At 70.8% G+C, this 23456-nt stretch carries 17 protein-coding genes; 10 read left to right on the plus strand and 7 right to left on the minus strand.

Annotated features, from left to right (window positions below; translation table 11 throughout):
- The first annotated feature begins 70 nt into the window (after window positions 1-70).
- From AWB89_RS11230 to AWB89_RS27955, 6 genes are all read left to right on the plus strand, one after another.
- Complete coding sequence (locus AWB89_RS11230) at window positions 71-1750, plus strand: DEAD/DEAH box helicase (protein ID WP_085173609.1); 1680 nt, start codon at window positions 71-73, stop codon at window positions 1748-1750.
- Window positions 1747-2889: an acyltransferase family protein gene (locus AWB89_RS11235; protein ID WP_085173611.1), complete on the plus strand. Its 1143-nt coding sequence runs from the start codon at window positions 1747-1749 to the stop codon at window positions 2887-2889. The genes AWB89_RS11230 and AWB89_RS11235 overlap by 4 nt, the downstream gene beginning before the upstream one ends.
- Before the next feature lie 45 nt (window positions 2890-2934).
- A complete protein-coding gene (locus AWB89_RS11240; RefSeq protein WP_085173661.1) occupies window positions 2935-4476 on the plus strand; it encodes an MFS transporter in 1542 nt (513 codons plus the stop codon).
- Between the two features lie 11 nt (window positions 4477-4487).
- A complete protein-coding gene (locus AWB89_RS11245; protein WP_085173613.1) occupies window positions 4488-5294 on the plus strand; it encodes a GNAT family N-acetyltransferase in 807 nt (268 codons plus the stop codon).
- Window positions 5281-6537, plus strand: a complete 1257-nt coding sequence (locus AWB89_RS11250) for a lysine N(6)-hydroxylase/L-ornithine N(5)-oxygenase family protein (RefSeq protein ID WP_443677810.1) — start codon at window positions 5281-5283, stop codon at window positions 6535-6537. Before AWB89_RS11245 ends, AWB89_RS11250 begins: the two co-directional genes overlap by 14 nt.
- A 145-nt stretch (window positions 6538-6682) precedes the next feature.
- A complete protein-coding gene (locus AWB89_RS27955) occupies window positions 6683-9292 on the plus strand; it encodes a PE family protein (RefSeq protein ID WP_241520470.1) in 2610 nt (869 codons plus the stop codon).
- Here the strand turns inward: AWB89_RS27955 and AWB89_RS11270 are convergent.
- The 4 genes from AWB89_RS11270 to tap all read right to left on the minus strand — a co-directional run bounded on the left by AWB89_RS11270 (window position 9289) and on the right by tap (window position 13843).
- Window positions 9289-9864 (minus strand): TetR/AcrR family transcriptional regulator, encoded by a 576-nt coding sequence (locus tag AWB89_RS11270; protein ID WP_085173619.1) that lies wholly within the window; start codon window positions 9862-9864, stop codon window positions 9289-9291. The two genes, AWB89_RS27955 and AWB89_RS11270, sit on opposite strands and share 4 nt — an antisense overlap.
- Entirely contained in the window at window positions 9864-11105 is a 1242-nt protein-coding gene (locus AWB89_RS11275; protein ID WP_162293306.1) for a cytochrome P450, read from the minus strand. Before AWB89_RS11275 ends, AWB89_RS11270 begins: the two co-directional genes overlap by 1 nt.
- A gap of 125 nt (window positions 11106-11230) precedes the next feature.
- Window positions 11231-12598, minus strand: coding sequence for an FAD-binding oxidoreductase (locus AWB89_RS11280; RefSeq protein WP_142282508.1), 1368 nt, complete (start codon window positions 12596-12598; stop codon window positions 11231-11233).
- A 3-nt stretch (window positions 12599-12601) separates the two neighbouring features.
- The gene (tap, locus tag AWB89_RS11285; protein WP_169716593.1) at window positions 12602-13843 is read right to left on the minus strand and encodes a multidrug efflux MFS transporter Tap; all 1242 of its coding nucleotides are present in this window, start codon (window positions 13841-13843) and stop codon (window positions 12602-12604) included.
- Window positions 13844-13905: 62 nt separating this feature from the next.
- Here tap and AWB89_RS11290 point away from each other — a divergent pair, with 62 nt between their 5' ends.
- The 3 genes from AWB89_RS11290 to AWB89_RS11300 all read left to right on the plus strand — a co-directional run bounded on the left by AWB89_RS11290 (window position 13906) and on the right by AWB89_RS11300 (window position 17031).
- Window positions 13906-14733, plus strand: a complete 828-nt coding sequence (locus tag AWB89_RS11290) for a uracil-DNA glycosylase (protein ID WP_085104261.1) — start codon at window positions 13906-13908, stop codon at window positions 14731-14733.
- Window positions 14730-15857, plus strand: a complete 1128-nt coding sequence (locus AWB89_RS11295; RefSeq protein WP_085173623.1) for an FAD-binding protein — start codon at window positions 14730-14732, stop codon at window positions 15855-15857. Before AWB89_RS11290 ends, AWB89_RS11295 begins: the two co-directional genes overlap by 4 nt.
- 142 nt (window positions 15858-15999) lie before the next feature.
- Entirely contained in the window at window positions 16000-17031 is a 1032-nt protein-coding gene (locus AWB89_RS11300; protein WP_085173667.1) for an LLM class flavin-dependent oxidoreductase, read from the plus strand.
- Between the two features lie 4 nt (window positions 17032-17035).
- On the opposite strand, the gene AWB89_RS11305 is transcribed toward AWB89_RS11300, so the two are convergent.
- The 3 genes from AWB89_RS11305 to AWB89_RS11315 all read right to left on the minus strand — a co-directional run bounded on the left by AWB89_RS11305 (window position 17036) and on the right by AWB89_RS11315 (window position 21996).
- Window positions 17036-20998: a bifunctional diguanylate cyclase/phosphodiesterase gene (locus AWB89_RS11305; RefSeq protein ID WP_085104265.1), complete on the minus strand. Its 3963-nt coding sequence runs from the start codon at window positions 20996-20998 to the stop codon at window positions 17036-17038.
- Between the two features lie 103 nt (window positions 20999-21101).
- Window positions 21102-21557, minus strand: a complete 456-nt coding sequence (locus AWB89_RS11310; RefSeq protein ID WP_085173625.1) for a nitroreductase family deazaflavin-dependent oxidoreductase — start codon at window positions 21555-21557, stop codon at window positions 21102-21104.
- Between the two features lie 4 nt (window positions 21558-21561).
- A complete protein-coding gene (locus AWB89_RS11315) occupies window positions 21562-21996 on the minus strand; it encodes an HIT family protein (RefSeq protein ID WP_085104304.1) in 435 nt (144 codons plus the stop codon).
- 47 nt (window positions 21997-22043) lie between these two features.
- Here AWB89_RS11315 and AWB89_RS11320 point away from each other — a divergent pair, with 47 nt between their 5' ends.
- A complete protein-coding gene (locus AWB89_RS11320) occupies window positions 22044-23444 on the plus strand; it encodes an amidase (RefSeq protein WP_085173628.1) in 1401 nt (466 codons plus the stop codon).
- Window positions 23445-23456: the final 12 nt, after the last annotated feature.

Consider the following 23456-nt stretch of genomic DNA (forward strand, 5'->3'; position numbering starts at 1 on the left):
CGGTAGGACCGCGGCGACCTGCCGCGCTCGGCTCCGCCGGGCTCGCGATCACCACTAGACTCTTAGCACGATGACTCTCCCGGACAGCCCGCCCGAGGCTGCCTCTCCCACGTTCGCCGACCTGCAGATTCACCCTGCGGTCCTGAAGGCGACCGCCGACGTCGGCTACGAGACGCCCACGGCCATCCAGGCGGCGACGATCCCGCCGCTCATGGCCGGCTCCGACGTCGTCGGGCTGGCCCAGACCGGCACCGGCAAGACGGCGGCGTTCGCGATCCCGATCCTGTCCAAGATCGACGTCAAGAGCACCGCGACCCAGGCGCTGGTGCTCGCCCCCACCCGCGAGCTGGCCCTGCAGGTGGCCGAGGCGTTCAGCCGCTACGGGGCGCACCTGCCGCAGATCCACGTGCTGCCGATCTACGGCGGGTCGTCCTACGGCGTGCAGCTGGCCGGGCTGCGGCGCGGCGCGCAGGTGGTGGTCGGCACCCCGGGCCGGGTGATCGACCACCTGGAACGCGGCACCCTGGACCTGTCCCGCGTCGACTACCTGGTGCTCGACGAGGCCGACGAGATGCTCACCATGGGCTTCGCCGAGGACGTCGAGCGCATCCTGTCCGAAACCCCGGAGTACAAGCAGGTCGCCCTGTTCTCGGCGACCATGCCGCCGGCGATCCGCAAGCTCACCAAGGAATACCTGCACGACCCGTTCGAGGTCACCGCGAAGGCGAAAACCGCCACCGCCGAGAACATTTCGCAGCGCTACATTCAGGTCGCCGGACCCCGCAAGATGGACGCGCTCACCCGGGTCCTCGAGGTCGAGCCGTTCGAGGCGATGATCGTCTTCGTGCGCACCAAGCAAGCCACCGAGGAGGTCGCCGAAAAGCTGCGGGCGCGTGGGTTTTCCGCGGCCGCCATCAACGGCGACATCCCGCAGGCGCAACGGGAGCGCACCGTCGCGGCGCTCAAGAGCGGTGGCATCGACATCCTGGTCGCCACCGACGTCGCCGCCAGGGGCCTTGACGTCGAACGCATCTCGCACGTCCTCAACTACGACATCCCGCACGACACCGAGTCCTACGTGCACCGCATCGGGCGCACCGGCCGCGCCGGGCGATCGGGCACCGCGGTCTTGTTCGTGTCCCCGCGGGAGCGCCACCTGCTCAAGGCGATCGAAAAGGCGACGCGGCAAACGCTCACCGAGGCCGAGCTGCCCACCGTCGAGGACGTCAACGCCCAGCGCGTCGCGAAGTTCGGCGACTCCATTACCGACGCGCTTGCCAGCCCGGGGATCGACCTGTTCCGCAAGCTGGTGCAGGACTACGAGCGCGAGCACGACGTCCCGATGGCCGACATCGCCGCGGCGCTGGCGGTGCAGTCGCGCGACGGCGAGGCGTTCCTGATGGCGCCCGAACCGCCGCCCGAACGACGCGAACACCGGGAGCGCCCGGAACGTCCCGAAAGACCCAAGCAGCCAAGGAACTTCGCCACCTACCGGATCTCGGTGGGCAAGCGGCACAAGATCGGCCCCGGCGCGATCGTCGGCGCCATCGCCAACGAGGGCGGCCTGCATCGCAGCGATTTCGGCCACATCGCCATCGGGCCGGACTTCTCGCTGGTGGAGCTGCCGGCCAAACTGCCCAAGGCGACGCTGAAGAAGCTTGAGCAGACCCGCATCTCGGGCGTGCTGATCGACCTGCGGCCGGACCGCTCACCCGGCAAGACCAAACCACGCCGGAAACACGCCGGATGACGCTGTCCGAGGAACGGGACGCCCAGGGCGGACTCGAGCAGGTCTCCCACGTCGACCGGGTGGCGTCGCTGACCGGCATCCGCGCGGTCGCGGCGCTCACCGTCGTCGGCACCCACGCGGCCTACACCACCGGCAAGTACACCCACGGCTACTGGGGCCTCGTCGGCTCCCGGCTGGAGATCGGCGTGCCGATCTTCTTCGTGCTGTCGGGCTTCCTGCTGTTTCGCCCGTGGGTGAAAGCGGCGGCCACCGGGGGGCCGTGGCCGTCGGTGAGTCGCTATGCGCGGCACCGGGTTCGGCGCATCATGCCCGCCTACCTCATCACCGTCCTGTTCGCCTACGTGCTCTACCACTTCCGCGAGGCCGGCCCGAACCCCGGGCACACGTGGCTGGGGCTGGTGCGCAACCTGACGTTGACGCAGATCTACTGCAACGGCTACCTCGGCAAGTACCTGCACCAGGGCCTGACGCAGATGTGGAGCCTGGCGGTGGAGGCCTCGTTCTACGTCGTGCTGCCGCTGCTGGCGTACCTGCTGCTGGTGCTGATCGCCCGGCGGCGCTGGCAGCCCAGGGCGATGCTGGCCGCCCTGGCAGCGATGACGCTGATCAGCCCGGGGTGGCTGGTGCTGGTGCACACCGATCACTGGTTTCCCGACGGGGCACGGCTGTGGCTGCCCACCTACCTGGCGTGGTTCCTCGCCGGCATGGCGCTGGCCGTGCTGCAGGCGATGAAGGTGCACTGCTATGCCTTCATGGCCATCCCGCTGGCGATCATCTGCTATTTCATCGCCTCGACACCCATCGCCGGCGCGCCCACCACCTCGCCCGCGACGCTGAGCCAGGCCATCTTCAAGACCGTGTTCTACGCCGTGATCGCCGCGCTGGCGGTGGCGCCGCTGGCGCTGGGCAATCAGGGTGCGTATTCGCGGCTGCTGGCCAGCCGGCCGATGGTGTGGCTCGGCGAGATCTCCTACGAGATCTTCTTGATCCACCTCATCACGATGGAATTCGCGATGGTGTACATCGTCCGCGCGCACGTCTACACCGGCTCGATGCTGTACCTGTTCGTCGCGACGATTGTCGTCACCATCCCGCTGGCCTGGCTGCTGCACCGTTTCACCCGGGTCAAGGACGGCTAGGTGGCCGGCGACGACGGGGATGGGGGGAGCGCGCTTCATCCTCGGCTGACGCTGCTCGCGGTCTGCCTCGCGGTGTTCATGCTGTTGCTCGACATGACCATCGTCTCGGCCGCGCTCGCCAACATCCAGGCCACCCTGGACGCCGACCTCAGCGGCTTGCAATGGGTGGTCGACGCGTACGCACTGCCCATGGCCGGGCTGCTGCTGACCGCCGCCACGCTGGGTGACCGGCTCGGGCGGCGACGGCTCTACCTGGTCGGGATGACGGTGTTCACGCTGGCGTCGGCCGGCTGCGCGCTGGCCCGCGGCATCGAGACGCTCAACGCGTGCCGCGCGCTGCAGGGCGCGGGTGGGGCGGTCCTGCTGGGCGTCTCGCTGCCGATGGTGGCCGCGGCCTTCCCCGAACAGCGCCGCCGGGGCATCGCGATCGCGATCTACGGCGCCGTGATGGGCGCGGGCGCCGCCGTCGGGCCGCTGCTGGGCGGGGCGCTGGTCGGGGCCTTCGGCTGGGAGTCGATCTTTCTGATCAACGTGCCGATCGGGGTACTGGCCCTGGGTCTCGCCGTGCGGTTCGTCCCGGAAACCCGTGCCGCGCAGGATCGTCCGCTCGACTTGATCGGCACCGCCGTGTTGTCGGCCGCACTCTTCGCGGGGGTGTACGCGTTGATCGAGGGAAATCGCCGCGGCTGGACCGACGGGGTGATCCTGGCGCTGAGTGCGTTCTCGGTGTTGGGCCTGGCGGCATTCGGGTGGTGGGAATCGCGGTACGGCGCGCCGATGCTCGACCTGCGGGTGGTGCGCCGTCCGGGTTTTGCCGGGGTGTCCCTCGCGGCGTTCGCCGCCGCGGGGACGCTGATCGCCGCGACCAACTACCTGGCCCTGTATTTCATGAACACGTTGGGGTACAGCCCATTTCAGTCGGGGCTGCGGGCGCTCCCGCTGACCGCCGCCTGCGTGCTGGGCGCCCCGCTGGCCATGACCGCCGCACGCTATTTCCCGGCGTGGACGTCGATCCCGGGTGGTGTGGCCTTGATCGCGGTGGGGCTGTGGCTGATGACCGGGGTCACCGCGGACACCCAATGGACGCACTTCATCGCGGGTTCCGTCGTGGCCGGGCTCGGCCTGGGCGGTCTGTTCGCGTTGACGTCCGACATCGCGCTGCAATTCGTGCCGGTCGCCGACGCCGGAATGGCGACGGGCGCGGTGAGCACGGTACGCCAGGTCGGCATCCTGGCCGGCGTCGCCGGGCTGGGAGCGTTGTTCGGTCCCAGGGCATCCGACAGCGCCACACACGAACTGGCTCAGCTCGGCGTCCTCGGCCCCGGCGCCGCACGCCGCCTGATCGACAGCGTGTCCGCCGGCGCCGGCCTGCGGGTGCTCGACTTCCTGCCCGCCGACTACCGTCCCGCGCTGCCGGCGATCGCGCGGGCCGCCCGTCAGGCCAGCGCCGCCGGAATGCAGGCCGCCCTGGTGGCCGCGGCCGTCGCCGCCACCGCCGCCGCGGTGGTGGCCGTGATCTTGATCGCCGTCGGCGCGCGCCGCCCCGGCGAGCCCGAGATACCGTTTGCTGAGGGCATGTCCGTGTAACGTTCGAAAGTATGTTGGGCGATGCGGTCCTCATCCCGGCGACGGACAACAGCCGTTACAGCGTGCTGATCTCCACCGACCCGGCAAACATCGAAGCCGCGCAGCGGCTGCGTTATCAGACGTTTGCCGAAGAGATGGGTGCGGCGCTTCCGCGGGCCATCCGCGGGCCGCTGACCGGGGACATGATCGACGTCGACCAGTTCGATGTGTACAGCGATCACCTGCTGGCCCGGGACGAGACGACCGGACAGATTGTTGGGTGTTACCGACTGCTGCCGCCCGACGGCGCCCGGGCCGCCGGCGGCCTGTTCGCCGACACCACCTTCGACATCGGTGGCCTGAACGAGCTGCGCGACGAGCTCGTTGAACTCGGCCGGGCGACCGTGCATGCCGACCACCGCAGCGGGGCGGTGATGGGCCTGTTGTGGGCCGGAATCCTGCGCTATCAGGAGATCAGCGGCTATCAGTGGGGAATCGGGTCGCTCTCGGTCCAGATGGAGGACGGCGGGCCGCGCGGCGCACTCGTGCGGGGTGTGCGCGACGCGGCCCTGAGCGGGCACCGGGCCCCCGACCAATACCGGGTCTACCCGCGAAACCCCGTCACCGTCAACGGATTGAGCCTTTCCGAGCTACCCGATCCGGGACGCGTACGCATCCCACCGATGGTGCAGGGATCGCTGCGGATCGGCGGGATGATCTGCGGCGAACCCTCCTACGATCCCGACTTCGACATGGCCGATTTCGTCGTGCTGATCAACAGGACCATGGTCCGCGAACGCTATCTGGAACGATTGGCGCGCTCCTATGCCCATTCCTGAGAAGACCGGCCTGCTGGGCGTCGGCTTCGGGCCGTCGAACCTGGCCCTGGCGATCGCCTTGGGCGAGCGCGGCTTGGCCGCGGTGTTCCTCGAGCAGCAGCCCAAGTTCGGTTGGCATCTGGGCATGCTGCTGCCGCATGCGCGCATGCAGATCCCTTTCCTCAAGGACTTGGTCACTTTGCGAAACCTGCAGAGCGACTTCACCTTCCTGAATTACCTCGGCGAGCGCGGCCGGCTGGTCGAATTCATCGGCCAGCACACGTTGTTTCCCAGCCGGATGGAGTTTCACGACTATCTCGAGTGGGCCGCGGCGCGGGTGGCCGCCGACGTCCGCTACGGCCACCGCGTCGTCGAAATCTCCCCGGGCGAAACGGGGTTCGTGGTGCGCACCGACCCCGACCGCGTCATCCATGCCGAGACGTTGGTCTTGGCGACGGGGCTGCACCCCGAGCTGCCCGCGGGCGTCGTCGAAACTCCCCGGCAGTGGCACAGCCACCGGCTGCTCGGGAACCTCCCCACGCTGAACCCGCCTGCCCCAAGGCGATTCGCCGTGGTCGGCGCGGGTCAAAGCGCGGCCGAGGTGGTCGCCCACCTGCACGAGACCTATCCGCAGGCCGAGGTGCACGCGGTTTTCGCCCGATACGGATACAGCAGCGCCGACGACACCCCGTATGCGAACCGGATTTTCGACCCGTCGGCGATGGACGACTTCTATCGCGCCGACCCGCACGTGCGCGAACGACTGCTCGATTACCATCGCTCGACCAACTATTCGGCGGTCGATCCGCCGTTGATCGACGACCTCTATTCGCGCGAGTACGCCGAGCTGGTGTCCGGCGCCCGCCGGCTGTTCATGCACAACGCCTCCGAAGTCATTGCCGCCCAAGAGTTTCCGGACAAAGTGCGCCTGACGATATCCCGCCTGATCGATTACTCCCGCGCCACGCTGGACTGCGACGCGGTGATTTACGCGACGGGCTACGCCCCGATGGACGTGCGGTGCCTCCTGGGCGAGTTGGCCGGCCGCTACGAATTCGACCCAGGCGGGCGGCCCGCCGTCACCCGGGACTATCGATTGATACCGAAGGCGGGGGCCCCGGGCGACATCTACCTCAACGGCGGCGTCGAGCACACCCACGGCCTGTCGTCGTCGCTGCTGTCCAACGTGGCGGTGCGCGCCGGGGAAATCGTCACCGCGTTCGAGGCGCGCCGGCGGCGTCGGCCACACGCCGCCTCCGCGTGATCAGCCCTTTGATCAGCGTTCAATAGATCCAATCGAGACTAGATGTTTTCGGCTGCGATTTGAGCCTATGGACATAGTGTCCCTAATCGACTGAGGACCTCGGGCGTCCTTCGGCGCCGAACCCACCCGTCGTGAGGGAGCCCAGATGTCGTCTTTCGTCCTCGCAGTCCCGGAAAACCTTGCCGCGGCTTCCGCGAACCTGACCAGCCTCGGCTCGTCGCTGCAGCAGGCCCATGCGGCGGCGGCGGGCTCGACGACGCAGATCGCGACGGCGGCTTCCGATGAGGTGTCGGCGGCGATCTCGGCGGTATTCGGCAACGTCGGCCAGGAGTTCCAGGCGCTGAGCGCGCAGGCCGCGGCATTCCACGGCGAGTTCGTGCAGGCGCTGAACGGCGGCGGGTTCGCGTACGCGGCAAGCGAAGCCGCCAACGCGTCGCCGCTGCAGACGCTCGAGCAGGACGTCCTGGGCGCGATCAACGCGCCGACCCAGGCGCTGATGGGGCGCCCGCTGATCGGCAACGGCACCAACGGCGCCCCGGGCAGCGGGCAAGACGGCGGCCCGGGCGGGCTGCTGATCGGCAACGGCGGCAACGGCGGCTCCGGCTCCAACGGCACCGCGGCCGGCGTGGCCGGGGGGAAGGGCGGCAACGGTGGCGCGGCGGGTCTGTTCGGCAACGGCGGCATGGGTGGCGCCGGCGGCACGGGCGGTGCGGGCGCGAGCGGCGGCCTCGGCGGCAACGGCGGGGCCGGCGGGCAGCTGGCGGGCTTCGGCGGGGCCGGCGGCATGGGTGGCACCGGCGGTGTCGGCGGGACCACCTTCGCGGCCGGCACCGGAGGCGACGGCGGGGTCGGCGGCGCCGACCGGGCGCTGGGCTTTGCCGCCGGCACGGGCGGGGCTGGCGGCACCGGCGGCAACGGTGCGTCGGCGGCCGCAGCCGGTGGCACCGGCTTTACCGGTGGCAATGGCGGGCACGGCGGCGCGGGCGGCACTGCCGGACCGCTCGGCATCAACGGCAACGGCGGCAACGGCGGGCACGGCGGCCAGGGCGGCCAGGGCGGCACCGGCGATGCGACCTCGGCGTACAACGGTGGCCTCGGCGGCAACGGCGGCAACGGCGGCGCCCCCGGGCTGGCCGGCACGGGCGGCTTCGGCGGCAGCGCCGGCCACGGCGGCACGGGCGGCACCGGCGGGACCGGTGGCGACGGCGCGGGCGGCGGCACCGCATTGGTCGCCGGCCAGGGCGGTGGGGGCGGCACCGGAGGCACCGGTGGTGTCGGCGTGGGTGGCACCCGCGGCGGCGCCGGCGGGACGGGCGGCCACGGAGGTCAAGGTGGCGCCGGCCAGAGCCTGGTCACCAACCAGGACTTCGGGGTGGCGCAGGGCCAGGCGCAGGCGGGCGGTACCGGAGGGACGGGTGGCCTGGGCGGTAACGGCACCGACGGCGGCGCGTTCGGGTCCGGTGGCAAGGGGGGCGCCGGCGGAAGCGGATACAGCAGCGGTACCGGGGCGACCGCGGGCACCGGCGGTGCCGGCGGCTTCGGCGCCGCGGGCACCCACGCCCACGCCGGCTACGGCGGCGGCGGTGGCGGCGGTGGCGGCGGCTCCCTCATCCAAGGTTCTAACGGCGGCACCGTCGGCGGATCGGCCACCGGCGGCAACGGGGGCCACGGTGGCAACGGCAGCATCACCGCGGCGGGCAACGACGGCGGGACCGGTGGCGCCGCATCGATCCTGGCCGATGCCGCGAACAGCACCGCCGACGGCACCGCCACCGGCGGGGACGGCGGCAACGCCTTCGGTACCGGCACCGGCGGTAACGGCGGACAGGGTGCGTTGGTTGCCTGGGGCAGTGCCGGCATCGCCACCGGCGGCGGCGTCGGCGGCCACGGCGGCGATGGCATCAACGGGGGCGTCGGGGGCAACGGCGGCCTGGGCGACTCGAACGCCTATGTGGGAGGCACCGCCAGCGGGACCGGCACCGGCGGCGCCGGCGGCGACGCCACCGGCATCGGCAGCGTCGGAGGCAATGGAGGCTCTGGTGAGGTGCAGGTGGGCTACTCCGGCAATCCCGGTGGCACCTCCACTGGCGAGGCTTACGGTGGCAACGGCGGCAACGCGACTGGCGGCGGCCACGGCGGTGACGGCAACTACGCGGTGGTCCTCTCGACGGGGAACGGCTTTGCCGACGGCGTCGTCCACGGTGGCAACGGTGGCGCGGCGACCGTCACCGGTGCCACGGGCGGTGATGGCGGCGGCGCCCAGGTCACAGGTGTGAACTCGACAGTCCAGGGCGACGCGACCGCTGGTGACGGTGGGATTGGTTACGGCGGTGACGGCGGTAGAGGCGGTGACGCGTGGACATCCATCAATGCTGATGCCGCCGATCCCACTGGAGAGGTTTCGCAGGGCCAAGCGTTCGGTGGCAACGGCGGTGATGGCGGCCTCAACGGCACGAACGGCGCGGTCGGGGGTGACGGTGGTAACGGCGGTTGGGGCAAGGTTTATGCCGACAGCGGCGGCACCTCGTCCGGAACCATCGCCCAGGGCGGCGCCGGCGGTGCGGGCGGCCAGGGCGGTACCTACGTCGATGCAGCCGACCCCGGCACCGGCGGCCTGGGTGGGCTCGGCGGCGAGTCCACGCCGACCAACACCACGTTCGGCGACTACGTCGCCGGCAACGGCGGCCCCGGCGGCCCCGGTGGCGCCAACGGTTCGATCGGAACGCCCGGCACCGATGCGGCCAACATCCCCTAGCGGCCGCGCGCGGAAACCGGGGCCACGATCGGGACGACGAACTCCTCGAGCATCGCGCGCTCGTCGGCCTCGTCCGCGCCGGGGTACAGCAGCAGCGACGTGATCACCCGCACCACCCAGCGGGCCCGGCGTTCGACGACGGCCGGGTCTTCCGGGGCGAGCGAACCGACAAAGGCCGCGGCCAGCGCCGTGATCACCTCCGACTGCGCCAGCTCGCCGCCAAGCGGCGGGCGGCTGACCGCGAACCACGCTGACAGCGCCGGGCTTTCGCGGACCATCCGCAGCGTGGCGGTCATGCCGGCGACCAGCCGCGCGCGCGGATCCTCGATGCGGTCGATCTCGTCGGCGATCGCGCGGCCGAGCCGGCGGGTCTCGCGGTGCACGTAGGCCGTCCGCAGCGCCTCGCGGTTCTCGAAGTAGCGGTACAGCGTCGCGCGGGAACACCCTGCGGCCCTGGCGATTTCGTTCATGCCGATCGATGCTTGATCCCGCTGGGTGTAGAGGTACTCGGCCGCGTCGAGGATCCGGTCGACGGCAGCCTCGCCGCGGGTCGCGGTCAACCAGTCGGGCATCAGGCGTTCGTCCGGATCGGCACCGACAGCGGCCGCCGCACATAGCTCCCGCCGGACCACACGATGCCGGACTCGTCGACCTCGAAATCCGGGCAGCGGGAGAGCAATTCGGTGAGCGCGACGCGCGACTGCATGCGGGCCGCGGCCGCGCCCAGGCAGTGATGGGCGCCGTGGCTGAACGTCAGGATGTTGCGGGGGCAGCGGGTCACGTCGAGTTCGCCGGCGTCCGGCCCGTATTGGCGTTCGTCCCGGTTGCCCGACCCGTACAGCAGCAGGACCTTGCGGCCGGCCGGGATGGTGGTGTCGCCGATCGTCACGTCGCGGGTGGCGGTGCGCGCCAGCCCCTGCACGGGCGACGTCAGCCGCAGCAGCTCCTCGACCGCGTCGGGAATCAAACCCGGATCGTCGACCAGGCGCCGCCGCTGGTCGGGGCGCTCGTGCAGCAAAGGCATTGAGCCGCCGAGCATTCCGGTGACGGTGTCGTTGCCGCCGGTGACCATGGTGAACGTGAACGCCAGCACCGACAGGGTTCCGGCGATGTCGCCGTCGGCGCCCACGCCGGCCGCGACCAGGTGCGAGATGGTGTCGTCTTCGGGCTCGCTGCGGCGCCGCTCGATGAGCCCGGTGAAGTAGGCCATCATCGACCCGATGGCCTCGCCGACGGTTTCCAGCGCCGCGCCGATCCCGCCGTCGGCGGTGTTTCCCGCCACGATGGTCTCGGTCCAGCCGTCGAACTGCGCCCGATCCTCCTCGGGCACACCCAGGTAGTGGGCCACCACCATCGACGGCAGCGGCTTGAACAGCTCGGTGACGATGTCGCCGCCGCCATTGGCGCGCAGCCGCTCGATGCGCTCGACGACGAAGTCGCGCACCTTGGGCTCGACGGCCTCGACCTGCCGCGGGGCGAAGCCGCGCGACACGAGCTTGCGAAACTCGGTGTGCACCGGGGGATCCTGCATCACGAACGGCGGATTGTCTTTCAGGCCAATGAGATCCAGCTCGCCGTAGTTGACGGTCAAACCCTGCGCGGAGGAGAAGGTCTCGTGGTCGCGCGCCGCCGCCCAGACGTCGGCGTGCCGGGACAGCACGTAGTAGTCCTGGTCGGGCCGGCCGTCGGGCACCACGTGGTGCACCGGGTCGTGGTCGCGCAAAACGCGGTACATCGGCCAGGGGGCGGGCCAGGTGTCGGCGGTGGCAAGCCGGAACGCCGGCGGGGCCTCATGAGACATAACCGCAGCCATGTCTCATTCGTACGACAAGTTGTGCGGTGTGTCAACCGGCGGGAGCGCCGAGTGTGCGGCCAGCCGCACGTTCGAGCCCGAGTGTGCGGCCAACCGCACACTCGAGCCGACTTCGACCGCACGACCTAGATCGCCGCGCCCGGATTCAGGATGCCCAGCGGATCCAGCGCGCGCTTGATGCGCTGGTTCAGCTCCATCACGTCGGGCCCCAGGTAGCCGTCCAGCCACGGCCGCTTCAGCCGTCCCACGCCGTGCTCGCCGGTGATGGTGCCGCCCAGCCCGACGGCCAGGTCCATGATCTCGCCGAACGCCAGGTGCGCGCGCTCGGTCATCGCGGCGTCGGCGGGGTCGTACACGATCAGCGGGTGGGTGTTGCCGTCACCGGCGTGGGCGATCACCGAGATCATCAGGTCGCGCTCCGCGGCGATGCGCTCGATGCCGGTGACGAGCGCGCCGAGCGCCGGCAGCGGCACCCCGACGTCCTCGAGCAGCAGCGAACCCTTCGCCTCCACCGCGGGGATGCAGAACCGGCGCGCCGCGATGAAGGCCTCGCCTTCGTCCCGATCGTCGGTCGAAAATACTTCCGTCGCACCGTTTTCCGCGAACACCGCGGCGATCACCTCAGCATCCTCGGCCCCCGCGCGTCCCCGTTCGTCGGAGCCGGCCACCAGCATCGCGGCCGCCCCGCGATCCAGGTCCATCCGCAGGGTGTCCTCGACGGCGTTGATCGCCACCGAGTCCATGAACTCGAGCATCGAAGGCCGCAGGCGCGCAACGGTTCCCAGCACCGCGTCGACCGCCTCGGAGACCGACGCGAACGACGCCACCACCACGCTCGACGTGTTCTGCGCGGGCAGCAGCCGCAGCGTCACCTCCGTGACGACGCCCAAGGTGCCCTCGCTGCCGACGAAGAGCTTGGTCAGCGACAGCCCGGCGACATCCTTCAGCCGCGGGCCACCGAGGCGCACCGCGGTGCCGTCGGCCAGCACCACCTGCATGCCCAGCACGTAATCCGTTGTGACGCCGTACTTCACGCAGCACAGACCGCCCGCGTTGGTGGCGATGTTGCCCCCGATGCTGCAGATCTCGAACGACGAGGGGTCGGGCGGATACCACAGGCCGTGCTCGGCGACGGCCTTCTTCACCTCGGCGTTGAACAGCCCCGGCTGGCACACCGCGGTGCGGGTGACCGGGTCGACCGTGATATCGCGCATCTTCTCCGTCGACAGCACGATGCCGTCGTCCAGTGCGGTCGCCCCGCCGGAGAGTCCGCTGCCGGCGCCCCGGGTCACCACCGGCACCCGGTTCGCCGTGGCCCAGCGCAGCACGGTCTGCACCTCCTCGGTGCGGCGCGGCCGGACCACGGCCAGCGGCTTGCCCGCCGACGGATCGAACGCGCGGTCCTGGCGGTAGCCCTCGGTAACGGTCGGGTCGGTGACCACCATCCCGTCGGGCAACTCGGCGATCAGCCCGGCCAACACGTCCACGCCCAGATTTTAGGCCCCCGAATCGGCGGCGAACTCCGGCGCGCGGTCCAGCTCGCGCAGCGACGGCAGGCCGCACGCGACGAGGCCGATCACGAGGATCGGCACCGCCAACGCCAGAAACGTGACCCTCAGCCCGGCGGCGTCGGCCAGCGGGCCGGCCACCAGCAAGCCCAGCGGGCCGGCGGTGTACATCAGCCCCGTCATCACCCCGACCACTCGGCCGCGCAGATGATGCGGGGCGCGGGTCTGCATCACGTAGTTGTAGATCGGCTGGATCGGCCCGTAGACCAGGCCGGTAATCCCGCACAGCGCCAGGATCACCGGCAGCGGCGGCAGGAACGCGATGCCGACCGTCGCGGCCCCGAAGGTCAGCGTCGCGGTCAGCAACGCCGTGCGCCGGCGCGTGCGTTTCGACAGCACGGCATAGCCCAGCGCCCCGGCCACGCCGCCGACCCCGAGCGCCATCAACGCCCAGCCCAGCTGGGCGGGCTGGTGATGGTCGGAGAAGTACTTGGGAAAGAGCACGCTTTCCATCGGCAGGTACAGCGCGGTGACGGCCAGGTCGATCAGGCCGAGCGTCCGCAGCACCCGCAGCGTCCAGACAAACCGCAGCCCCTCGGCGATGCCGGACCACAATCCCTCGGGTCGGGTGGCGTGGTGTGGCGTGCCGGTGCCCTCGAGCCGCAGCGCCCCGATCGCCAGGAACGACAACCCGAACAATCCCGCCGTGACCCACATCGTGTTGATGCCGCCCACCGTCGCGATCATCAAGCCACCGATGCCCGGGCCCAAGATGTACGCCAGGTTGAGCACCGCCTCGTAGAGGCTGTTGGTGCGGTCCAGCGACCAACCCGCGCGGGCGGCGGCCTCGGGCAGCATCGACTGGCGCGCCGTCGTCCCGGCGGGGTCGAAAGCCGCCGAGCAGAAGGCCAGCACGGCCAGCTCGAGGATGTTGATGGCGTGCGCGCCGAAGAACCACGCGGTCAGCGGCACCGCGGCCACCGCGGTGCCCGACAGCGAATCGGAGACCAGCGAAACCCGGCGGCGCCCGAAGAAGTCCACCGCCGTCCCCGCGACCAGTGTGGAGAACACCAGCGGCACCGTCATGGCGGCGGCCACGATGGATGCGTCCTTGGCGCTGTCGGCGTGCTGCAACGCCAGCCACGGGAACGCGACGATCGATATGCCCGTACCCGCCGTCGCCGTCAGCGCGGCGAACAGGATCAAAAACACTGGTCCGCGGCTTTTCATCGGATATCGCGGCTGAACCTACCGCGAAACCGCTGTTTGCGGCGACCGGTTTTTCTCCGCTCGTGCAGGATGTTCGTGTGCTCGCCCACCCACATACCGGCCAAGAGTTCGCGTCTCCGGTGCTGCCCGGCAGCGGATGGCCGGGCGACCCGGCGACGCCGGACACGCCGGTGGCCGCCGACCCCACCCAGGTCGCCGCGCTGGCGGCCGGGGCCGCGTCGATACCGGAGCTGGACGCCGCGATCAGCGTCTGCCGGGCCTGCCCGCGGCTGGTCGACTGGCGCGAGGAGGTCGCCGCCGTCAAGCGCCGGGCGTTCGCCGACCAGCCCTATTGGGGACGGCCGGTGCCGGGCTGGGGATCCGAGCGGCCCTGGCTGCTGATCGTCGGGCTGGCGCCCGCCGCGCACGGCGCCAACCGGACCGGGCGCATGTTCACCGGCGACCGCTCCGGCGACCAGCTGTACGCGGCGCTGTATCGCGCCGGGCTGGTGAACCAGCCGACGAGCATCGACGCGGCGGACGGCTTGCACGCCAACGGGATTCGGATCTCCGCGCCGGTGCGCTGCGCGCCGCCCGCCAACGCGCCGACGCCGGGGGAGCGGGACACCTGCTGGCCCTGGCTGCAGGCCGAATGGCGGCTGATGTCCGAGCATGTCCGCGTGATCGTGGCCCTGGGCGGGTTCGGCTGGCAGATCGCGCTGCGGCTGCCGGGACTGTCCGGCATGCGCAAGCCACGGTTCGGCCACGGGGTCGCGGTGGAGCTGGAAACCGGGGTGCGACTGCTGGGCTGCTACCACCCCAGCCAGCAAAATATGTTCACCGGTAGGTTGACTCCGGAAATGCTCGACGACGTCTTCACCGAGGCGAAGAAACTGGCAGGAGTCACGTGACCGATATCCTGGTTTCCGGCGCCAGCGTGGCCGGCACGACGGTCGCGTATTGGCTTGCCCGCCATGGCTATTCGGTGACCGTGGTGGAGCGCCATCCCGGGCTGCGGCCGGGCGGGCAGGCCATCGACGTGCGGGGCCCGGCGCTGACGGTGCTCGAGCGCATGATGCTGCGGTCGGCCGCCGACCACGTGCGGACCCGGATCCGCGGTGCGTCCGTGGTGGACCGCGACGGCAACGAGCTCTCGGAGGACGCCGACGCTGCGCTGTCCGGGCCCTCTGGGGGCCCTATCGCCAACCCCGACATCGAGCTACTGCGCGACGACCTCGTCGAATTGCTTTACGACGCAACCAAACTCAACACCGAATTCGTGTTCGACGACAGCATCGCCGCGCTGGAGGACGACGGCAGCTCGGTCAAGGTGACGTTTGAGCGCGCTGCCGCGCGCAACTTCGACCTGGTGATCGGCGCCGACGGCCTGCACTCCAACGTGCGCCGGCTGGTCTTCGGCCCCGAGGCGCAGTTCGTCGAGCGGCTGGGCACCTACGCGGCGATCTTCACGGTGCCGAACTTCCTCGACCTGGACTACTGGCAAACCTGGCATTACGGCGACAACACCATGGTCGGCGTCTACAGCGCCCGCAACAACACCGAGGCCCGGGCGATGGTCGGGTTCATGGAGGCCGACCTGCGCATCGACTACCGCGACACCGAGGCACAGTTCGCCGAGCTGGAGCGGCGCATGGCCGACGACGGCTGGGTCCGCCCGCAGCTGGTGGAGTACATGCGCACCGCGCCCGACTTCTACTTCGACGAGATGTCGCAGATCAAGATGGACCGCTGGTCGAAGGGCCGAGTCGGCCTCGTCGGCGACGCCGGCTATTGCTGTTCGCCGCTGTCCGGCCAGGGCACCAGCGTCGCGCTGCTGGGCGCCTACATTCTGGCGGGCGAACTCGCCGCGGCCGGCGACGACTACGAAGCCGGTTTCGCCAACTACCAGAAGGAATTTCAGGACTACGTCAAGCGCAACCAATGGCTGGTGATCGACAACATCCCGGGGGGTGCGCCGATCCCCCAGGAGGTGTTCGACCGCATCGTCAACTCGATCGCCCTCAAGGACTACTGAGCCGGCTTTGAGTGTGAATCCTCGGCTTTGCGTGTGAAGCCTGGGCGAGAAATCGGCCCAAATCCGGCCCTGTGTTCACACCGAAAGCCGTGAGCGCACACTCGCCGGGAACGTTCGAATGCCGAAAGGCGTTGACGCCATCGTGCGACTTTCCGTCCTTGACCTCGTCCCGGTGCGCAGCGACCAGACCACCGGCGACGCGCTGGCGGCCACCGTCGAGCTCGCCCAGGCCGCCGACCGGCTGGGCTTCACCCGCTATTGGGTCGCCGAGCACCACAACATGCCGTCCGTGGGCGCCACCAGCCCGCCGGTGCTGATCGCCTACCTGGCCGCGCAGACGTCGCAGCTGCGGCTGGGGTCGGGCGGCGTGATGCTGCCCAACCACGCGCCGCTCGCGGTCGCCGAGCAGTTCGCGCTGCTGGAGGCGGCCGCCCCCGGCCGCATCGACCTGGGCATCGGGCGGGCGCCCGGCTCCGACCCGGTGACCTCGTACGCCCTGCGCGGCAGCCGCGGCGACGAGGACATCGAGCGCTTCCCCGACTACCTCGACGACGTGGCCGCGCTGATGAGCGCGCGCGGCGTGGTGGTGCCGCTGCGGTCGGGGGACTACCGGCTGAAGGCCACCCCCGCCGCGGCGAGCGAGCCGCGGCTGTGGCTGCTGGGCTCGTCGATGTACTCGGCTCACCTGGCCGCGGCCAAGGGCCTGCCGTACGTGTTCGCGCACCACTTCTCCGGCCAGGGGACCGAGGAGGCGCTGGAGGTCTACCGCTCGCGGTTCAAGCCGAGCAAGCTGACCGCCGAGCCGGTGACGTTCCTGACCGTCAACGCCGCGGTGGCCGAAACCCGCGACGAGGCAACGGCTTTGATGCTGCCGAACCTGCAGATGATGGCAAGACTAAGGACCGGGCAGCCGCTCGGGCCGGTGCCGCTGGTCGAGGAGGCCGAAGTCGCGCAGCTGACCCAACAGCAGCAACACATCGTGGAAAGCGGGCTCAAGCGGGCCGTCCTCGACACGCCTGCCGAGGCCGCCGAGCAGGTGCGGGCGCTCGCCGACCGGTTCGGCGTCGACGAGGTCATGGTCCACCCGGTCGCCTCGGCCCACCTTGGCACCGACCCGGCCACCGCACCCGCGCGCGTCAAAACCTTGGAACTGCTGGCCAAGGAGCTGTTCTGACCGGTCAGTCGGTCACGCGCGATTTGCTCCGCTGGGATGTGGGCGCGTGGACGGCGATCCAGTCGCGCAGGTCATCCGGCGGCAACGGCGGGCTGTGCACGAAGCCCTGGGTGATGGTGCAGCCGTAGCGGCGCAGCGCGCGCAGGGTGACCTCGTCTTCGACCCCCTCGGCGACCAGGTCGGCGCCCAGGCTGCGGGCCAACGCCACGGTGGAGCGCACGATCGCAACCGACCGCGGGTCGTGGGCCAGCCGGGACACGAAGACCCGGTCGAGCTTCAGCTCGTCGACCGAGACGTCCTGCAGGCGGGCCAGCGACGACCATCCGGTGCCGTAGTCGTCCAGCGAGATCCGCACGCCGAGGGCCTGCAGGGCGGCGACGGTGTGGCGCGAGCGCGCCGAGTCGACGAGGGCGCTTTCGGTGATCTCGAGGATGAGCGAGTCGGCGGGCAGGCAGTGGGTACGTAGCAGCCCCTCGATGGTGCTGACCAGGTCCAGGTCGAGCAGGTTCGTCGTCGACAGGTTCACCGCGACGGGCAGCGCCATGCCCTCGTCGCGCCACGAGCGGACCTGCTTGAGGGCAAGGTTGATCGCCCGGTTGGCGACCTGGCGCATCAGCCCGGCGCGTTCGGCGGCGCACAGGAATTCCTCCGGCAACAGCAACCCGCGGTGAGGATGGCGCCAGCGCATCAGCGCCTCGACGCTGTGGACGCTGCCGTCGCTCGCGTTGATCTTGGGCTGGTAGTACACCGTCAGCTGCTCGTCATCCAGCAGGGCGGCGCGCAATTCCTCGACGAGGTTCGGGTCGTTGTCGCGGTACATCTCGTACGCCGGGTCGTACACCGCGATCTTGCTGATTGCGGATTTCGCGTGGGGCATGGCGATCTCGGCGCGATTCAACAGTTCCTGCGGGTGGTCGCAGTGGTCGGGGCACAGCGCGATGGCGATGCGGGCGTCGACCTGCACGGTGATCGGATCGAGCGCGAACGGTTCGCTCAGGGCCTCCAGCAACCGGCCCGCCTGGGCGCGCGCGGCGATGAGGTCCGACCCCTCGGCCAGCAGGATGGCGAATTCGTCGTCGTTCACGCGCGCCAGCAGATCGTCGTGACGCACGCAGTGCGCCAGGCGGTTTGCTACGTGGCACAACAGCTCATCGCCGAACCGGGCGCCGATCGAGTCGCTGATCTCGTCGAACTCGTAGAGGTGCAACAGCAGCAGCGCCCGGCGCGACGGCGCCCCGGGGACCGACAGGGGCCCCGCCGGCGCCGAGTCGGACAGTCCCGTCAGGGCGGTCGCCAGCGACCGCCGGTTGGGCAGGGCGGTCAGCTCGTCGGTCATGGCCTGCTTGTGCCGTTCGGCCAGCATGCTCACGTCGCGGAACGTCGCCGAGAATCGCGCCGCGACCGCGATCAGGCTCAACGCGGCCAAAGCCGTTGCCAGCCTTGAGTTGTGCCCGACGACGGCGACCGCGAGCGCCACGACGGTGCACACCACGGGCACGGCGTAGGAGCCCACCCCGCGTTTCGGGGCGGGCGCGGTCGACGTCCAGGGCGCCCAGCTCGCCATGGCCACCAGGAGCGACGCGGCGGGCCACAGCGCGTCGAGCGTCGTGCCGACCCGGTAGGTGCCCTCGGCCGTCTCGAAGAGATACGCCGTGTCGGCGACGGCAAAGGCGACGAACCCCACGACCAGCAGCCCCCAGCGCAATCCCTTGCGCCAGCCCAGGATCGGCAGCATGCCCGCGGTCACCGCCAACAGGATCAGATCCCCCCACGGATAGATCAGCCCCACCAGCACGGTCGCCGGTGCGCGGACCGCGGCCGCATGGATCGGCCCCGCCCGCAGCGACACGCCCACCGCGGCCGCGGCCAACGCGCACACCAGCGCATCGAGCCGGATCGGCAGCGGCACCGACCTCAGCCGCGACCGCATGAGCAGCAGCAGCCCGGCGTACACGAAGGGGTAGAACAACAGGTACTCCGGATCGGCCGCCGAGGGTGACTGGCCCTCCGGCACCCACGTGACGTAGACGATGTCACCGATCGCCGACACCGCCATGCCGACCGCGATCAACAGCCAGGCGAGCCGGTCGGCCGTGACGCGGTATGCCCTAACGCCGATCAGCGCCGCGGCCGACAGGTTCAGCGTGGGATAGAGGAATTTTGCGAAGAACGCGTTGCGCGCGGCGCCGGGATCCACCACGCTCGTCAGGGCGAACGCCGCCACGCCGATCCCCAACGCGGCCAAGGCGATCCGGATGTACGCCGGCGGCCACCGCATCCCCGGCGGGGTGTCGTGCGTGCGCTCCCGCGGTGAGGTCGCGGCCTCGGCGATCGGCGCCAGCGATCGCGCCAGCCTCGTGTGGGTGCCGAACGCGCCCGCCGGAGCCGGGGTGGCCGCCCGGTCCACCCCCGCCGCGGCCGATCCCGGCGACTCCGCGGATTCGGAGAACGCGTAGGGGAAGGGCAGGTCGGGCACGAAGCCTCGAATGCATTGGCCGCCTTCGCGTTTGGCGGCGTACATGGCCAGGTCGGCGCGCTGCAGGAGCTGGTCGACGGTGCAGTTCGACGCGGCGTCGGCCACGGTGAAGCCGATGCTGGGCCGGACCTCGATGGGGACGCCGTCGATCACGATCGCCGTGCCGAACGCGTCGAGAACCCGGTCCGCGGCGGCCTGGGATTCGTCGACCGAGGCCTCGATGAGGACGGCGAATTCGTCGCCGCCGAGGCGGGCCACGATGCCGGTGTCACCCAGCGCGGCGGTGAGCCGGCCGGCCACCCGGACGAGAAGCTCGTCGCCCGCCGGGTGGCCCAGGGCGTCGTTGACCGCTTTGAAGTTGTCGAGGTCGAGGCACAGCACGGCGATGGGCCCGCCGGCGCGGCGCTGCCGGGCGACCGCCTGTTCCAGGCGATGCAGGAAGTACGCCCGGTTGGCGAGGCCGGTCAGGCTGTCGCGGAACGCTTCCCGGGCGACCTCGGTGAGCAGGCCCTGGTTTTCGACGAGCACGATGAACTGCCGGGCGAGCACCGCGGCGACGAGGATCCCCAGCGCGGCGAGCAACGGCCCGTGCGCCATCAGGCCCACCGCCTGGCCCAGGCCGACCGCGGCGGCCAGCATGAGCGGCAGGTAGGGCAGCCACAGCAGGGCGGGGGACATGATCTCGGTCCGGGGGTGGTCGGTGCCGGTTTCGTGGACGCTGGCCAGTCCCGCCAGCGCGAGCAGGGCGAACCCCGCCACCCGTCCCAGGTCGGTCACGTCGCCCAGGTGGTAGCTGCCCACCCCGGTCTGAAAAACCATCGCGATGTCCGCGGCGGCGATCGTCCCGATGCCGCCGGCCAGCAGACCGCGGCTCGGCAAATCGTTGGAGCGGACCCGCGACAGCATCAGGATCGCCGTCGTCAAGATGACGACGTCGGCGAAGACCTCGACGAGGGTGGCGAGCCGAGAGCCACTGTCCTCGCGCAGCTGCTGGTCCAGAACGAACACCCACGAGATGACGAACAGCGAGGTCGCCACGATGAGGCCGTCCAGCACCAGCCGCCGGGGGCTGTGGCGCGACAGGTGCGACAGCAGCGCCAGCGACACCATGGCGCCGAGCGGGTACAAGCTGAACACGACCTCGGCCACGGCCGGGTGGGTGGCGTGCTCGATCTCCGGGCGCGCCTCGTACCCGGACCAAAGGACCTCGCCCGCGGCCCAGCCCACCAGCCCGATCAGCAGCGCCAGCCAGCCGAATCTGCGGCGCCCCGTCGAGAAGCGGGCCGCGTAGCCGGCGCTTGCGCCCGCCACCAGCAGGCACAGCGCGAAGGCGGCCTCGTCGACCGGCCGCGCCCCGTAGGCGCCGCGCCACCGAAACAGCGACGAGGCCACCACCAGCAGCGCCGCGACAGCGTAAACGGAGACCAGGAGCCAACCCGCGCGGCCGGACAGCCCGAACCGCCGCCACGGATTCCCCGCCCAGCGTGTCATAGCCGCTCCAAGCCGATCCGCGCTTTGCGGTGAGCGTTCACCGCGCGCTACAGGAGAATAGCCCGCGGCGGCCTGTCGGGGGCTCTACCTGGCAATATGCTTGCTACTTTTTCAGCGGCTTCAAGACGAAGATGGGGATGGGCCGAGTTGTCCGGCTTTGATAGCCGTTGTAGCGGTTGCCGTTGTTCTTGTTGACGATGTCCCACAGCCTGGCGTAGTCGGGGTCGTCGGGCCCGACCTGCCGGGCGGTCACCGCGATCCGCCTTGGCCCGGCGCTGATTTCGCAGTCGGGGCTCTTGCGCAGGTTGTGGTACCAGGCCGGGTTGCGGTCGTCGCCGCCCTTGGAGGCGACGATCAGGTAGGAGTCGCCGTCCTTGGCGTACGTCAGCGTCGTGGTGCGTGGTCGACCGGTCTTCGCGCCGGTCGTGTGCAACAGCAAGCTGGGCGGCATCCCCGGTATCCGGTGACCGATCCTGCCGTCGGTCTTGCGGTAGATCGTGTCGTGCAGGCGCAGGAACGGGATCAGCACGAACTGCTCCACGGGGGTCAGGTTGCTCATGTGCTCAGTCTTGCTGACTCGCGTCGATGCGCGCCACGGCGTCCCGCAGGATCTGCGCGGTGGCCTCCCGATCCGGGTCCCGACGCACCAGCATCCCCTTGGCCACCGAGAGCTTGTCGCCGTTGCGCCGCGGCAGCACGTGCAGGTGGATGTGGAACACCGTCTGGAAGGCGGCGCGGCCATCGTTGATGGCGATGTTGGTCGCGTCGGCCAGCTCCGTCGCGCGGGCGGCCCGGGCGATCCGCTGGCCGACGCTCACCATGCCGGCCAGCGTTTCGGGCGGGGTGTCGGTCAGGTCGACGGTGTGCCGCTTGGGGATCACCAGCGTGTGGCCCCGGGTGAACGGGCGGATGTCGAGGATGGCGAGGTAGTCGTCGTCTTCGTGGATCTTCAAGGCCGGGGCCTCGCCGGCGACGACCGCGCAGAACACACAGGGCATGTCGCCCACGGTACTGACTGCCGCGAGCCGCGGGATACGCTGCCGCAGTGGACGCTCGCGACGTGGCCTTCGCCGGCGCGGCCGCGCAGGCGCGGATGCTTGCCGACGGTGAACTGACCGCACCGGACCTGCTGGAAATCTATTTAGAGCGGATCGCGCGCCTGGACAGCGAGCTGCGCTGCTACCGGGTGGTGCTGTCCGACAGCGCGCGTTACGAGGCGGCCGAGGCGCAGGACCGCCTCGACGCGGGGGAGCGGCTGCCGTTGCTGGGCGTGCCGGTCGCGATCAAGGACGACGTCGACGTCGCCGGCGAGGTGACCACGTACGGCAGCGGCGGGCACCGTCCCGCGGTGACCTCCGATGGGGAGGCGGTCCGCCGGCTGCGCGCGGCCGGCGCGGTGATCATCGGCAAGACCAACGTGCCCGAGCCGATGATGTTCCCCTACACCGAGTCGCTGACGTTCGGTGCCACCCGCAACCCGTGGAACCTCAAGCGCACGCCGGGCGGCAGCAGCGGGGGTAGCGCCGCCGCGGTGGCCGCCGGGCTGGCCCCGCTGGCTCTCGGGTCCGACGGTGGCGGCTCGATACGCATCCCGGCGGCGTGGTGCGGCGTGTTCGGTCTCAAGCCGCAACGCGATCGGGTGTCGCTGGAGCCGCACGACGATGCCTGGTACGGGCTGAGCGTCAACGGCCCGCTGGCCCGCTCGGTGCTGGACGCGGCGCTGTTCCTCGACGCGACGGACACGGTTTCTCAAGTGCCCGGCCCGAGTGGCGAGTTCGCGGCCGCCGCCGCCCGCCACCCCGGCCGGCTGCGAATCGCCTTGAGCACGAGGGGCCCGACGCCGCTGCCCGTCCGGGTCGGCAAGGCGCAGCTGGCGGCGGTCCGCGAGGCCGGCGCGTTGCTGCGCGATCTGGGCCACGAGGTCATCGCCCGTGACCCCGAATATCCGCCGTCGGCCATCATCACCAACTACCTGCCCCGATACTTGCGCGGCATCAGCGACGACGCGGACTCGCTGGCCCACCCGGAGCGCCTCGAGGCCCGCACCCGCAACCTGGCGCGCGCCGGTGCGCTGTTCTCGGACCGGCGGATGACCGCCCTGCGCGACGCCGAGGCCGAGGTGACCGCGCGGATCCAGTCGATCTTCGACGACGTCGACGTCGTCGTGACGCCGGGCAACGCGACGGGCCCCTCCCGCATCGGCGCCTACCAACGCCGCGGCGCGGTGTGGACGCTGCTGGCGGTGGCCCAGCGGGTTCCGTACCAACAGGTCTGGAACCTCACCGGGCAGCCCGCCGCGTCCGTGCCCTGGGACTTCGACGGCGACGGCCTGCCGCTGGCGGTGCAGCTGGTGGGCCGGCCCTACGACGAAGCGACCCTGCTGTCGCTGTCGGCGCAGATCGAGACCGCCCGGCCGTGGGCCCACCGCCGACCGCCGGTGTCCTAGCGTCGCCTCGGG

The sequence above is a fragment of the Mycobacterium paraense genome, assembly GCF_002101815.1.
Taxonomy (GTDB): Bacteria; Actinomycetota; Actinomycetes; order Mycobacteriales; family Mycobacteriaceae; genus Mycobacterium; species Mycobacterium paraense.